We start from the raw sequence: 14,768 nt of genomic DNA, 5'->3' as shown, positions 1-14,768 counted from the left end.
TTCCAGTCTCTAGTTTTACGAAAGCATTTCTATCCATCGCCGGACGCTGGCCCGCGAGATTTTAATCCCGCCCTGCGACAGGGCTACGGGCAGCGGATAATAGGCCACCGGCCACTGGAAGCGCGGGATCTTATTGCTCAGCCAGAGGTTAAGTTCCTCATACCGCAGCCCGGCTTGTGCGTCGAGCACAGCGACCGGCCGCTGACCAAATTGCTCATCCTCCACCGGCACCACAAACGCCTGCAAAACCTGCGGATGGCTGACCAGCACTTTTTCGATATCTTCAGGCTGGATCCCTTCCCCGCCGCTGAAAAACAGATTATCCAGCCGCCCGGCGATCAGCAGTTCGCCATCACGCCATTCTCCGCGGTCACGGGTATGCAACCAGCCACCGGCGTCGGCTACCGGCGATAACTGACCGTTTTTCCAGTAACCACTGGCCAGGCTGTCAGTGCGGATCAGGATCTCCTGATCCGCAATTTTAACTTCCTTTCCCGCCAGTGCCTGACCGACACCGGCGCGGCCATCAGCGCGTTTCGCCGTGACGGTAGACGCGGTTTCGGTCAGCCCGTAGCCGCACCAGCAGCGTATTCCCGCGCTTTCAGCCTGTCCGGTGAGTTCAGGAGGGATTTGCGCGCCGCCAAGCAAAACGTCTTTCAGCTTTTCAGGCACCGCAGTCCCTTGCAGCAAGCGCCAGAGCTGCGTGGGTACCAGCGAAGCGTGGCTGCAGCTGGCCAGAGCCACTTCAAACGGCTGCCCTTCAGTCAGCACCAGCGTGGCGCCCGCCGTCAGCCAGCGCCAGAGAATGCCCTGCCCGGAAACATGAAACAGCGGCAGGGAAAGCAGCCAGCTGTCGTTGCAGGTGAAAGGGATCACCTTCAGCACACCCGCCGCACTGGCCAGGTGTGCCGCAACCGTGTGCGCGGCAGCTTTCGGTAACCCGCTGGAACCTGATGTCAGCGTCAGTGTGGCGATGCGCTGCGGTTGCCATCCGGCAGAACTGATCCAGCAGGCATTCTGCAGGGTCAGCGCGGGGATATTCAGCAGCAGCCCCGGCTCTGCCAGATCCAGCATAAAAGCGATATCAAGCTGTGAAAGCAGTTCGTCACATAATGCCTGAGGCAGTTGCGGATTAAGCGGCAACAGGCGTGCGCCAGTTTGTAATAACGCCAGATAGCTGAGTACAGCATCCAGGGTATTTTTACTGCGCAGAACAACACCCGCGCCTTCTCCCACGCCCTGTGCCATAAAACCGGCTGCCAGCGTATCAATACGGTGCTGTAAATCACGCCAGCACCAGGTGATATCTCCCGCTTTCAGCGCCACGGCAAAAGGTGAAAGGTTTGCCCTTTCACGCCATGGCCAGTCGTTGATCATTTGCTCTGCCATACGATCTCCAGATCAGACGCGTCAGTCAGCGGTAATGCAGAGCCCGGCCAGCGACGGATAAGCTGTGTGTGCATGAGATCCAGCGTGTCCAGTCCGGGAATGGTGTCCGGCGTCAGCCACTGGGCAATGCGCGCCAGTTGCGTCAACCCGAGGCTGGATTCGAGGGAGGAACTGATCACTGCTTCCAGCCCTGCGGCATGCGCCTGCGCGATCAACTGACGACAGCGCATCAGGCTGCCGGTAAGTGTAGGTTTGATGATAATTGCCGCCAGCCCGGGTTCGGCCTGTACGGTAAAACCGGTTTCGCGCACACTTTCATCCCAGGCGATCGCGATACCGGTCAGACGGGCGAAATCACGGGACTGCCCGCGGGTCAGACACGGCTCTTCAATAAACGCAATACGCGAACGCAGTTCAGGTGCCACATGGCGGGCAAATCCTTCGGCTTTAACCGGCGTCCAGCTGCGGTTAGCATCAAGGCGTAAATGCAGTTCCGGTAAGGCTTCCAGCAGCATACTGACATTCAGACCATCGCCGACGGATTCGTACAACCCCACTTTTACTTTCGCAACTTTCCTGCCACGAAAATCGCCCGGCAGTGCACCGAGACGGGCATAAAGTTCATTCGGATCACCATGACACAGCGGCGCACAGCGCGTGCTCAGTACTTCCGGCAATTCGCCGCGCAGTTCGGCGTCCGCACAACTCAGCCCGAAAGCCACTGAAGGTAATGCACTGAATGCTGAGGCAACGGCAGCCAGCGAGGCACCTTGCACCCACTGGCTCAGACCATGCTGAACGGCATCCTGCGCCTGAGACATATCTTCCAGACTGAACCCCGGCAGCGGTGCAATTTCACCCCAGCCTGTTTTTTCATCCTGCCACAGTGACACGAGAAAACCGTCGCGGGTTTTCAGGCGCTGATTGCGCAGCACCACCCCAGCCTCCATCGGCACGCTGTACCGGTACACCGTGGCGCGACGCATTATGGATTACGCTTAAATTTGCTGAAGTCCGGCTGACGTTTTTCATTAAACGCATTGCGGCCTTCCTGACCTTCATCGGTCATGTAGAACAACATCGTGGCGTTCCCGGCCAGTTCCTGAAGCCCCGCCTGTCCATCGCAATCGGCGTTCAGTGCGGCTTTCAGGCAACGCAGTGCCATCGGACTGTTTTCCAGCATTTCACGACACCAGCGCACGGTTTCTTTTTCCAGATCAGCCAGAGGAACCACGGTGTTCACCAGCCCCATTTCCAGTGCCGCGTTGGCATCGTACTGGCGGCACAGGAACCATATTTCACGGGCCTTTTTCTGACCGACGATACGCGCCATATAGGACGCGCCCCAGCCGCCATCGAAAGAGCCGACTTTCGGGCCGGTCTGGCCGAAGATGGCGTTATCTGCTGCGATGGTCAGGTCGCACATCATATGCAGTACATGACCGCCGCCAATGGAATAACCGGCTACCATCGCGACCACAGGTTTCGGACAAGTGCGGATCTGACGCTGGAAATCCAGCACGTTAAGATGATGCACACCGCTGGCATCCTGATAACCGCCGTAATCGCCACGGACTTTCTGATCGCCCCCCGCGCAGAAGGCTTTTTCACCTTCACCGGTCAGCACGATCACACCGATGCCTTCGTCATTACGGGCGTCGTCGAGTGCACGGATCATTTCTTTGACGGTCAGCGGACGAAACGCGTTGCGAACCTGCGGCCGGTTGATGGTGATTTTAGCGATGCCGTCAGTGGATTTGTGATAACGGATATCTTCAAACTCGCCGGTGCACTCACGCCATTCGACAGGTGCATACAATTGTTTTTCATCAGGATAAATCATGCTTAACTTCCTTTAAGACAGGTGAAGTAATAAATTCCAGCGCCTGACGGGCATATTCGGCCGGATTATCACGGTGTGCGTTATGCCCGGCATTGGCGACAGTGCGCAGCCCGAAACCGGACTGCTGCGCAAGATGAATAAATTTGATGTCCTGGTTGCCACACAGCCAGACAACCGGCAGGGAAATCCGCAGCAATTGTTCGCGTAAATCAGGTTGTACCGAAAGCGACGTAGCGGTCAGCACGGCGGCGACAGTGTGCGGATTATTGTTCTCACGCAACATAATCATTTGCTGGCGTTGCGAACGGGACAGGCTGGAAAACACCGGTTGCTGATACCAGATGTCCAGCGCCTGTTTCCACGGCATTTGCAAAAAGCGAGCCGCCCATTGCTGGTCATGATGGCGGCGTTGTGCCCTTTCGGCCTGACATGTCAGCCCCGGATGTGCGCCTTCGACCAGCAGGCCCTGTAAACCGGTACGATCGCCCTGGCAGGCGTGATACAGACTGATGCGCCCGCCCAGCGAGTAGCCAATCAGCCAATACGCGGCGACGTTTTTCACACGCAAGGTGTCGGTTAACTGCTGGCTGACATCCGCAAAACCGGCAGCCGTCAGCGACGCAGAACGGCCATGTCCCGGCAAATCCACAAACAGACAAGGCCAGCCACCAAGCGCAGGAAGCAAGGGCTGCCAGTCGTCTGCACTGCCCAGCAGGCCATGGAGAAACACCAGCCACGGACGGTCTGTGACCCCGGCGTTGAGAACCTGACAGGCCAGCGTCATGATGCGCTCATCTCCTGTACCAGCGAACGCAGGCATTCTGCCCCTTCTGTTTCACTGACTTTTAGCTCGATCAGTTTCACGCCCCCATGCTGCCAGCATTGACTGACTGCATGATGCAGCTCAGACATCGACACCGGACAGGCATAATCCAGACCAAACATTGCCGCTGCGTGGCTGAAACTCACATTCTGCGGCATACAGTAAAAGCGCTGCCGCTCGGCTTCCGGTGTCGGTAACAACGAGAAAATCTGCCCGCCATTGTTATTCACCACAATAATCACCGTCGGTGCAGAACACTGACGCATCAGCGCCAGCGCGTTTAAATCATAAAGCGCGGAGATATCACCCAGCAGCACCAGCGTCGGTTTGCAGGTTGCGCGCTGTACGCCCGCAGCGGTCGACAGCAGCCCGTCAATACCGCTTGCGCCGCGATTGGCGAAAACAGGATAACCGGCGGGAAGTTGAGCAAAGGCATCGGCCAGACGCACAATCAGGCTGTTGCCGAGAAATAGCTGGCCCTGCTCAGGTAATAAAGCCGGTAGCTGCCACGCAGCGGCGGCCTCGCCAAATACACCTTCGAGACGGGTTTCCACGGCATGTAACGCGCGCTGCGAGCAATGTTCAAGGGCTTGGGCCCAGTCACCCTGAGGCTGAGCCGGATGAGACTGCAACCATTCACTGACGCTGGCCTGTATCCGACGACCACGATGTTGTGCCGGATCCTGACGGCCAGGCAGCGGATCAATCAGCCAGTACTCATCAGGTTGGCAGGCCGCCTGCCATTGCAGCAGGCGCTTACCGGTCAGACCTGCGCCGAACTGGATCACCAGTTGGGCGTGCGCCAGTGTTGCCTGTGCCTGAGGTGACGCCAGCCACAAATCCGCGCAAGGGAGCGGATTACCGGTTGATGCCTGCACATCACTGATCAACGGCCAGCCCAGTTGCTCCGCCCAGTGTGCCACCCGTTCACTTTCACGTCCCGAAAGGCGGCCTGCGATAATGACGCCGCGTTTTTGCCGCCATGAAAACCAGTCCGGCTGTTCGGTCACCGGCAAAACCTGAGAATACTTCAGCCACGGCTGTTGTCCCTGCCACCAGTCGCCCAGCGTTTGCAGCCAGTCCAGATGTTCGCCATTGTCCTCGCCATACAGCGGTTCAGCGAACGGGCAGTTAATGTGCACGGCGCCGTGTGTCTGCTGCGCCAGCACATTATCCAGCGCGGAAACCAGCCAGCTCGCACTGATTTCCGGTGTCGGACGGGGTAATTCCAGCGACCCGACCGGATGACTGGCGAACATACCGGTCTGGCGGATAGCCTGATTAGCACCGCAACCGATGAGTTCCGGGGGACGGTCAGCGGTGAGCAATACCAGTTTTTCGCCGGTCAGCCCGGCTTCGATCAACGCAGGATACAAATTTGCCACCGCCGTACCGGAGGTAACGATAATCGCCACGCGCTGCCCGCTGGCTTTTGCCAGCCCGAGTGCCAGATGGCCGAGGCCGCGTTCATCAAAATGAGTATGGCAGATAAGATGCGGATGTGCGGCGGCGGCCAGCGTTAACGGCGTAGACCGGGAACCGGGTGCGATGCACACATGCTGCACCTGATGGCGGGTTACGGCTTCGAGGATAAGCGTCGCCCAACGGCGGTTAAAAACGGCTACAGACATGTTCAACTCACTCCGGCAAAGGGTTATCCGGCCTGAACGGCAGGCGTGTAATGCTCTTCCAGCAAAGTGCGCAAACCCGCGGCTTTGTTTTCGATTTCCAGCCATTCCTGAGCGGCGTCAGAACCGGCGACAATCCCCGCACCGGCATAGAGTTCAAGATGATGTCCTTTCACCATGGCAGAACGCAGCGCGACGGTAAATTCACTTTGTTCAGCACTGAGATATCCGGCAGAACCGGCATACCATTCACGATCAAAAGGTTCAAATTCAGCAATGAACTTGCGTGCAGCCTGTCTCGGTAATCCGGCCACGGCTGCGGTCGGTTGCAGGCGTTGCAGACAACCGGCATCATCAGGCCCGGTCAGTTCACCGTGAATATTGCGGCGTAAATGCTGCACTTTGCGCAGACGTAAAACCTCTGCCGGTGTGACATCCAGCGAATGCGCCCCGCCCTGTAAACGCTGACAGATGTCGTCAACGACCAGTAAATTTTCACGCTGATTTTTGCCATCGCTGAGCAGCCAGTCACCCAGTGCCTGCGCTTGCTGATCATCGGGATGATTAGCCACGGTTCCCGCCAGCGCTTCGGTATAGAGTTCGGTGTTATCACGCAGAAATAAACGTTCCGGGCTGGAACCCAGAAACGCCTGTTGTGCGGTGAACGCCAGCATAAAATGATAGCAGTGATGATTAACGCTGCGGCTGGCAGCAAGAAATGCACAGGCATTCAGTGGCTGACTGAGCGTTAAGGTTGTTTTGCGTGCCAGCACGACTTTATCGAACTGATGCTGTTCAATACCTGAAAGCGCACGTTCAACCAGCGCCTTCCACTGCGACTCGGCCGGTAAATGCTGATGCTGTAATACGTGGGAGGTAAGCGGTGGTAAGGTGCGACTGGCCACCAGTGAACGCAGGAACAAGCGTGTGCGGCGTGCCTCATCCTGTAAAGAATACGGACTGAAAAGGGTACAACGCAGCCACCAGGTATTGCCCTGACGGCAAAGTTCGATGCGGGGAAGAAACAGTGCGTTGGCAGCGGATGCATCATCCGCCGTACCGTTAAACGCATTCAGCCCCCAGATATGCAAATCGGGAACCTCAGGAAACTGGCGAATAAACGCCTGCGCTTGCGCAATATGCCCAAAAGAATAAGCATCGCCACAAACGGCAGCTTCTTCATTTCCGTCACGTTGTTGCCAGTAAAATTTCGGGTAACAAGGCTGCGCAGCCAGCCATTCGAGCAGGCCAGTGTCAGGCTGTTTTTGCAGGGAATAACTGAATTGCCGGATCCCCGCAGCAGCAGGCCATTCGCCTGCCAGCCTCGTATCAAGCTGTTCAATGATTGCTGAGATTTGTTTCACCGCTACCTCGGACCATACCGGATGTTTAGTGACGGGCAGAAATACCCTTCTGGATCAAAAAACGGGTTGGATCAATAACGGAAGAATTATGCGGCGATACGAAAAATGAAAATATGCGACAGATCAAGCTGAAGTGAGTGCCGTTAGCTAAGAAGGAGTAGAAGAAGGGAGAAAGGAGTAAGTCACCGGGCAGAAACAGGAGCAGCAGACGCTGCCCCTGTTCAGTGAGATTAACGACGCAGAAGCAGGCCGACAACCAGACCTACGGCAGCACCGACGCCGACACCATGCCATGGATTTTCATGCACATAATCATCAGTTCTTTCTGCAACCTGACGGGCTTTCTTGCAGTAAGAACGTGCCGCCGGGTCAATACGTGATTTAATATCTTTCAGTGCATTTTCTGCACGTGCTTTGACCTGAATGTATTTCTCATCCGCTTTGTCACCCGAGGATTTGAGTACTTCCTCCAGCGTTTCAGTCAACATGCGTAAATCGTCATCCAACGAATTCTGCTGTGTCTCAAATTGTTCAGCCATGGTTATCTCCTTATGATGGGTTCGTGTAAAAGCATAGACTGCCTTTAACCCTAGCGCATATCGGGAGTAATTGCCTGAAGGATCCGCCCTAAACTGCCGAAAAATCGAGGTTTTAAGAACCTTCCGACCCTTTAGTTTCAGTAAAAACGGTTCTTTTCACAGCCTCGTTCTGCTGCTTTTCACGCTGTTTGGCCAGCCACAATCCACTGTTTTTCATCGCGTAACCGAACATTAACCCCACCAGCAAAGATACCACCACCTGACGCCAGTCACCTTGCGCGGCGAAGGTCGCGCAGGCACCGATAAAGGTGCCCGGCACAAAGGCCAGCCATTGCTGCCGAGCCTGAATACACATCAGGAATGCCACTACGCCAGTCAGCAGATAACCCAGAATGTTCCATTCGGGACGCATGGCGCTGCCTGCAATAATCACGACCGCCCAAAATACACCGCTGAGACAGGTCAGGGTGCTGATCAGCAACCCGCGTAATCCGCCCTGCGGGCATGCGAAATACGCTGTGCACCCCAGGAAACCCGCCCAGCTTATCAGGCCAAGGCTTATCGCCACCCAACCCCAGATACCAGAGAGGATGCCGGTGGTGATGGCGATCATCACTAAAACATTCATGGTGTGAACCTGTACGAATCTGAACAAGCGCGCAGTGTACGCATTGGCAGGAATAATGAAATGGGAGAGATCACAAAACTAATGTAATAATTAGCTGAACGTACATATAAATGTGACTTACATCACATAAATCAATCAATACGATTAAAAAAGCCGCTCATGTGAGCGGCTTCGTCAGGTTTTGCAGATGCCCTCAGAGCAGCGGTTGGGCCATCTGTACCAGCGAAATCAGCGGTTGCGGGAAGATACCCAGCAACAGCACTAAAATCGCAGAAATCAGCACCACGACACCGCCTGCGGTCAGTGCCCAGTTGTTCGGGGTATCACGTACCAGCGTTTCCGGTGCACTCAGGTACAGGCTCACGGTGACGCGCAGATAGTAATAAAGACCAATCGCAGAACCCACCACTACAGCACCGGTCAGCCACCACAGATGTGCGGTCACACCGGTCGCAATCACGTAGAACTTACCGATAAAGCCCAGCGTCATCGGAATACCGGCCAGTGACAACATCATCACGGTCATCACCGCAGACAGAATTGGCTTATGCCAGAACAGACCACGGTAAGAGAACAGCGATTCTGCATCCGGGCCTTTGTACGGGCTGGACATCAGACTCACGACACCGAAAGCGCCGAGGCTGCTGAACAGATAACCGGCCAGATACACGCCAACGGTTTCCATCGACAGCTGATGTGTTTGTACCGCAATCAGCGCCACCAGCAGATAACCCAGGTGAGCGATGGAAGAATAACCAAGCAGACGTTTGATATTGCTCTGGCTGATAGCCATCAGGTTACCGACCAGGATCGAACAGAAGGCAATGATGCTCAGCACGATGCGGATTGATTCACTGTCAGCTACAGGCGCGTACAGGAACAAACGCATGACCACCGCAAAGATAGCGATTTTGCTGGCGGTTGCCAGGAAAGTCGAAACCGGTGCCGGTGCGCCCTGATACACGTCCGGCGTCCACAGATGGAACGGTACCAGCGACAGTTTAAAGCCCAGACCCACAATCATCATGCCCAGACCCGCCATCAGCAGCGGCTGATGTAACATCACGCCGTCGCCCAGGTTTTTGCCCAGTGACGCAAAGGACAAATCACCGGATTGTGCGTACAGCAGCGCCATACCGAACAGCAGGAAAGATGACGCAGCAGCCGACAGCAGCATGTATTTAATCGCAGCTTCCAGCGAGCGTTTCTGGCGGTAGGCGTAACCAATCAGGCCGAACAGTGGCAGGGAAATCAGTTCGATCCCGAGGAACATTGACGCCAGATGGTTAGAACATGCCAGCAGAATGCCGCCCATGGCCGCAATGAGAACTAACAGATAGAACTCTTCGCGGTTGTCCGGATAACCGGCCAGCCAGGGATAAGCAAACGTACTGGTGGCCAGACTCGCCAGCAAGACCAGACCGATGTAGAACATCGAGTAGCCATCAACACGCAGCAGCGGTGTGACATCCTGCGGACCGACCTGCCCGACGTAGTAAAGGGAAAGTAAGGCAACGTTCAGCCCGATGACTGTCAGTGTGGCATTGAGAAAATGGTCGCGTCGCCACGCAATGGACAGCATCACCACCACCACCGTCAATCCGACGATCATCAGCGGTAATAGTGCGATCAGATTTTGAAGTGTAAATGTCATGGCGAGTTACGGCCTTGTCGTTGAAATAGTGGAAACTGAAGACCCGAACCCGTGCTGGATGTTACTCATCGCAGCACTCGAAGTATCCAGAATTGGCTGCGGGAAGATGCCCAGCACCACCAGCAATACCACCAGCAACAGGATGATCGACAGTTCGCGTGAGGTCATACCCTGCAGCGGTTCGTCAGATTTTGCTTTGCCATAGTAAGCGCGCTGCATCATCACCAGTGAGTAAACTGAAGCGAACACCAGACCAAAGGTTGAGATGACAGTGATCACCGGCACAACCGGGAAGCTGCCAAACAAGATCTGGAATTCACCAACGAAGTTACCTGTACCCGGCATCCCTAACGTGGCGACAGCGAAGAACAGAGACAACGCTGGCAGGTATTTAATACGCCCCCACAATCCTCCCATCTGACGCATGTCGCGGGTATGCAGACGTTCGTAGAGCTGACCACAAATGATGAACATCCCGGCGGCGGACAGACCGTGTGCAATCATCTGAATGACTGCGCCCTGGTATGCCAGGTGGCTGCCGGTGTAGATAGCAATCAGTACGAAGCCCATGTGCGAAACGGAGGTGTACGCGATCAGACGTTTAATGTCAGTCTGGCAGAAGGCCATCCACGCGCCGTAGAAGATACCAATCACACCCAGCCACATAGCAATCGGGGCGAACTGGTGTGAGGCTTCCGGGAACAGTGGCAGACAGAAACGTAACATCCCGTAAGCCGCAGTTTTTAGCAAGATACCGGCTAAGTCGACGGAACCTGCGGTTGGCGCCTGGCTGTGTGCATCCGGTAACCAGCCATGCAATGGCACAACCGGCATTTTCACCGCGAAGGCAATAAAGAAGCCGAGCATCAGCAGGTATTCAACACCGTGCGACATTGGCGTTTTCAGCAGGTCGGCATAATTAAATGTCCACACGCCGGTGGCGTTATAGTGCACAAACACCAGGCCGAGGATCGCAATCAACATCACCAGTCCGCTGGACTGTGTATAGATGAAGAATTTGGTTGCTGCGCTGATACGTGTTTTACCGTCTGACGCTTTGTGGCCCCACAAAGCAATCAGGAAGTACATCGGCACCAGCATCATTTCCCAGAAGAAGAAGAACAGGAACATGTCGATGGCGAGGAACACGCCGATAACGCCGCCGAGGATCCACAATAAATTCAGGTGGAAGAAACCCTGATATTTCTGGATTTCACGCCACGAACAGAGGATCGCCAGCACACCCAGCAAACCGGTCAGTACCACCATCAGCAAAGACAAACCGTCCAGTGCCAGATGGAAACTGATGCCAAAACGTGGGATCCATGGCAACGAAAACTCGGATTGCCACTGCGGAATCCCCGCAGGCGTCGTTAATGAATATCCTCCCTGCAACCACAATTGCACGGAAAGAGCCAGCGTCAGCCCCATCGCAATCAACGCGATCCAGCGCGGTACTTTGCTCCCAAAGCGCTCAGTCTGCCAGCACAGCAGTCCGCCGATAAAGGGGATAAATATTAGCCAAGGTAATAGCATGGCGTGTCGTTCCCTTCTTTTATGCCCGAAGGCTATTTCACTTGCCGGCCCGTTACGGGAACAGACCGGCATTGATAACTACACCTGGAATGCAGGCTTAAATCACCAGCAGCAGCGCCAGAACAACGACTGCACCGAGCCCCATTGACGCGACGTACCAACGTACCTGACCGTTTTCGCTGAGAGTCAGACCACGGTTACCCAGACGGGCAAACAGCGCAGGCAGATTCATCATTGAGTTCAGCGGATCACGTTGCAGGAGTTTCGCGACCAGCAGATAAGGTTTCACGAAAATCATGTCGTACAGCCAGTCGAAGCCCCAGGCATGGAACCACCAGGTCGTGAAGAAACGGCCCGGTGCGCTTTTCGCAATGCTGTTGACCAGCGAGCGTTTACCCAGATACAGGGCCGCCGCCAGCAGAATCCCAACAATTGCAATCACGCCTGATGTGATTTCCAGCGTCAGCACACTGCCGTGCGCCAGTTCAGTGGTATCCGGCAGTACGCCTTTCAGTGGCGGAACAATCATCGCGCCAATGAAGGTGGACAGAACCAGTAACACCAGCAGCGGCAGGTGGTGAGTGATGCCTTTACCCGCATGTGCTTTGATTTTTTCTTCGCCGTGGAAGACGATGAAGATCATGCGGAAGGTGTACAGCGAGGTCATAAACGCCCCGACCAGACCCGCAACCATCAGATTCAGGTGGCCGTTAGCCAGCGCACCCGCGAGGATTTCATCTTTACTGAAGAAGCCCGCAGTGATGATTGGCAAGGCGGACAGTGCAGCACCGCCGACCAGGAAGCAGATATACACCAGCGGAATGGACTTACGTAATCCACCCATTTTGAAGATGTTCTGTTCGTGGTGGCAGGCCAGAATGACCGAACCGGAAGAAAGGAACAGCAGTGCTTTGAAGAACGCGTGCGTCATCAGGTGGAAGATTGCGGCATCCCACGCCTGAACGCCCAGCGCCAGGAACATGTAACCAATCTGGCTCATGGTCGAGTACGCGAGAACACGTTTGATGTCGGTCTGCACCAGCGCAGCAAAGCCCGCCAGCACCAGCGTTACCGCGCCGATAATGCCCACCAGATGCAGAATTTCCGGTGCCATCAGGAACAGGCCGTGCGTACGTGCAATCAGATAAACACCGGCGGTCACCATGGTTGCGGCGTGGATCAGCGCAGAAACCGGCGTCGGACCAGCCATAGCATCTGCCAGCCAGGTCTGGAGCGGAAGCTGTGCGGATTTACCCACTGCGCCACCCAGTAACATCAGGGTCGCCCAGGTGATAGCCGTATCGCCAACGGCCAGTTTCTGTGGTGCCAGGATCATCAGTTCACGGAAGTTCAGGGTACCCAGTTCGCGGTACAAGATGAACAATGCGAAAGCCAGGAACACGTCACCGACACGGGTCACAATGAATGCTTTCATTGCGGCCGCACCGTTTGCCGGATGGGTGTAATAGAAACCGATCAACAGGTAACTGCACAGACCCACGCCTTCCCAGCCGAGGTACATCAGCAACAGGTTATCGGCCAGTACCAGAATGACCATGCTGGCGATAAACAGGTTGGTGTAAGCAAAGAAGCGTGAATAGCCTTCTTCACCGCGCATGTACCAGGAAGCAAACATGTGGATGAAGAAACCGACGCCGGTGACCACGGACAGCATGGTCATCGACAAACCATCGAGCGTCAGCGTGACAGGAATATTGAAATCCCCGACCTGCATCCAGTTCCACAGATTCTGGTTAAAGACTTCAACGCCCGCCGCTTTCTGGCTGAGGAAATTGATACCCACATAAAGGGTGGTCAGCGCTGCCAGACCAATCGACCCGACACCTACGGTAGCGGAGGTATTTTCAGACCAGCGACCGCGTGAAAAGGCCAGTAACAGGAAGCCAATCAGCGGGAACAGAATTGTTAAATAGAGTAAGTTCATCCGCGCATCTCACTGACAGTATCAATATTGAGAGTGTGGCGACGGCGATACAGTTGCAGCAGCAACGCCAGGCCAATACTGGCCTCCGCCGCAGCCAGGCTGATAGCCAGAATGTACATCACCTGCCCGTCCGCCTGACCCCAGTAGCTTCCTGCCACGATGAACGCCAGCGCCGCTGCGTTGATCATCACTTCAAGGCTGATCAACATAAACAGCAGGTTACGACGAACCAGCAGCCCGGTCAGCCCCAACACAAAGAGGATGGCGGCCAAAATAAGACCATGTTGTAGAGGGATCATGCTCTCTCCTCCGTTTTTCTTTTTGTTGCCATTTCGGTCGTTACCGGTGCGTCACCAAAGACTTCACCTGGTTTGTGTTCACGTCCGATATGGAATGCCACGACCAGACCGGCCAGCAGCAACATTGATGCCAGTTCAACCGCCAGAACGTAAGGTCCAAACAGCGCGATACCGACGGCTTTCGCATCAATCATGTCGCCTTTGATACCGTGAGCATGCAACCCGAGGATTGACATGATCATCACCACCAGCAGGATGACCGACAGGATTGAAGGCCCGATCCAGGTGGCAGGTTTAAGCCATGCACGTTCCTGCTCCTGCACGTTACCCAGGTTGAGCATCATCACCACAAAGACGAACAGCACCATAATGGCACCGGCGTACACGATGATCTCCAGGGCACCGGCGAAATACGCACCGAGCGAGAAGAAAACCGCAGCAATCGCCAGCAGAGAGACGATCAGGTACAGCAGTGCATGAACCGGGTTGGTATGCGTGATCACACGCAATGTCGCCAACACGGCCACTAGGGCTGCAATATAAAATGCAAATTCCATGCTTGCGGCTCCTTAAGGCATCAGACCTTTGACGTTGATCGGTTTGGCTTCGTTTTCAGCTTCGCCTTTCGACTTGCCATCAATCGCCATACCGGCCATCCGGTAGAAATTATATTCCGGATATTTACCCGGCCCCGAAATCAACAGATCTTCTTTTTCGTATACCAGGTCCTGGCGTTTGAATTCACCCAGCTCGAAGTCCGGCGTCAGCTGAATGGCTGTTGTCGGGCAAGCTTCTTCACACAATCCGCAGAAAATGCAACGTGAGAAGTTGATGCGGAAGAATTCCGGATACCAGCGGCCATCTTTCATTTCTGCTTTTTGCAGAGAAATACAACCTACCGGACACGCTACGGCACACAGGTTACAGGCAACGCAGCGCTCTTCACCGTCCGGGTCGCGCGTCAGCACGATACGGCCACGATAACGTGGAGGCGGGTTAACCGGAACTTCAGGATACATCTGGGTTTCGCGCTTGGCGAAGGCATGCATGCCTATCATCCACAAGCTGCGAACCTGGGTACCGAACCCGACCACTATGTCTTTCAATGTCATGGTTTCAT

At 55.2% G+C, this 14,768-nt stretch carries 14 protein-coding genes; all 14 read right to left on the bottom strand.

Going from position 1 to position 14,768, the window contains the following annotated elements:
* Window positions 1–15: 15 nt before the first annotated feature.
* The 14 genes from menE to nuoI all read right to left on the bottom strand — a co-directional run bounded on the left by menE (window position 16) and on the right by nuoI (window position 14,760).
* Entirely contained in the window at window positions 16–1,389 is a 1,374-nt protein-coding gene (gene menE, locus J1781_RS13050; protein WP_217233709.1) for an o-succinylbenzoate--CoA ligase, read from the bottom strand.
* On the bottom strand, window positions 1,374–2,375 hold the full coding sequence (gene menC, locus J1781_RS13045) for an o-succinylbenzoate synthase (RefSeq protein WP_217233708.1): 1,002 nt from the start codon (window positions 2,373–2,375) through the stop codon (window positions 1,374–1,376). Before menC ends, menE begins: the two co-directional genes overlap by 16 nt.
* Window positions 2,375–3,232 carry a 1,4-dihydroxy-2-naphthoyl-CoA synthase gene (menB, locus tag J1781_RS13040; protein ID WP_129952348.1) on the bottom strand — a complete coding sequence of 286 codons (858 nt, stop codon included), beginning with the start codon at window positions 3,230–3,232 and terminating at the stop codon, window positions 2,375–2,377. Before menB ends, menC begins: the two co-directional genes overlap by 1 nt.
* Window positions 3,219–4,052 (bottom strand): 2-succinyl-6-hydroxy-2,4-cyclohexadiene-1-carboxylate synthase, encoded by an 834-nt coding sequence (menH, locus tag J1781_RS13035; RefSeq protein WP_370278355.1) that lies wholly within the window; start codon window positions 4,050–4,052, stop codon window positions 3,219–3,221. Before menH ends, menB begins: the two co-directional genes overlap by 14 nt.
* Complete coding sequence (gene menD / locus J1781_RS13030) at window positions 4,013–5,686, bottom strand: 2-succinyl-5-enolpyruvyl-6-hydroxy-3-cyclohexene-1-carboxylic-acid synthase (RefSeq protein ID WP_217233707.1); 1,674 nt, start codon at window positions 5,684–5,686, stop codon at window positions 4,013–4,015. Before menD ends, menH begins: the two co-directional genes overlap by 40 nt.
* 23 nt (window positions 5,687–5,709) lie before the next feature.
* Entirely contained in the window at window positions 5,710–7,047 is a 1,338-nt protein-coding gene (menF, locus tag J1781_RS13025; RefSeq protein ID WP_129952346.1) for an isochorismate synthase MenF, read from the bottom strand.
* A 230-nt stretch (window positions 7,048–7,277) separates the two neighbouring features.
* The gene (elaB, locus tag J1781_RS13020; protein WP_129952345.1) at window positions 7,278–7,586 is read right to left on the bottom strand and encodes a stress response protein ElaB; all 309 of its coding nucleotides are present in this window, start codon (window positions 7,584–7,586) and stop codon (window positions 7,278–7,280) included.
* A 112-nt stretch (window positions 7,587–7,698) separates the two neighbouring features.
* Window positions 7,699–8,214: a DUF1097 domain-containing protein gene (locus J1781_RS13015; protein WP_217220315.1), complete on the bottom strand. Its 516-nt coding sequence runs from the start codon at window positions 8,212–8,214 to the stop codon at window positions 7,699–7,701.
* A 193-nt stretch (window positions 8,215–8,407) separates the two neighbouring features.
* Complete coding sequence (gene nuoN, locus J1781_RS13010; protein ID WP_015696468.1) at window positions 8,408–9,868, bottom strand: NADH-quinone oxidoreductase subunit NuoN; 1,461 nt, start codon at window positions 9,866–9,868, stop codon at window positions 8,408–8,410.
* Between the two features lie 6 nt (window positions 9,869–9,874).
* Complete coding sequence (nuoM, locus tag J1781_RS13005; protein ID WP_129952343.1) at window positions 9,875–11,404, bottom strand: NADH-quinone oxidoreductase subunit M; 1,530 nt, start codon at window positions 11,402–11,404, stop codon at window positions 9,875–9,877.
* A gap of 97 nt (window positions 11,405–11,501) precedes the next feature.
* A complete protein-coding gene (gene nuoL, locus J1781_RS13000) occupies window positions 11,502–13,349 on the bottom strand; it encodes an NADH-quinone oxidoreductase subunit L (RefSeq protein ID WP_129952342.1) in 1,848 nt (615 codons plus the stop codon).
* Window positions 13,346–13,648 carry an NADH-quinone oxidoreductase subunit NuoK gene (gene nuoK / locus J1781_RS12995; RefSeq protein ID WP_004936014.1) on the bottom strand — a complete coding sequence of 101 codons (303 nt, stop codon included), beginning with the start codon at window positions 13,646–13,648 and terminating at the stop codon, window positions 13,346–13,348. Before nuoK ends, nuoL begins: the two co-directional genes overlap by 4 nt.
* Entirely contained in the window at window positions 13,645–14,205 is a 561-nt protein-coding gene (gene nuoJ, locus J1781_RS12990; protein ID WP_129952341.1) for an NADH-quinone oxidoreductase subunit J, read from the bottom strand. Before nuoJ ends, nuoK begins: the two co-directional genes overlap by 4 nt.
* A 12-nt stretch (window positions 14,206–14,217) precedes the next feature.
* Complete coding sequence (gene nuoI / locus J1781_RS12985; RefSeq protein ID WP_013574596.1) at window positions 14,218–14,760, bottom strand: NADH-quinone oxidoreductase subunit NuoI; 543 nt, start codon at window positions 14,758–14,760, stop codon at window positions 14,218–14,220.
* Between the last annotated feature and the right edge of the window lie 8 nt (window positions 14,761–14,768).

It is taken from the genome of Rahnella perminowiae, assembly GCF_019049695.1.
Classification (GTDB): domain Bacteria; phylum Pseudomonadota; class Gammaproteobacteria; order Enterobacterales; family Enterobacteriaceae; genus Rahnella; species Rahnella perminowiae.
The sequence above is the reverse complement of the archived record's forward strand: the minus strand, read 5'-3'. Positions and strand labels throughout refer to the sequence as shown.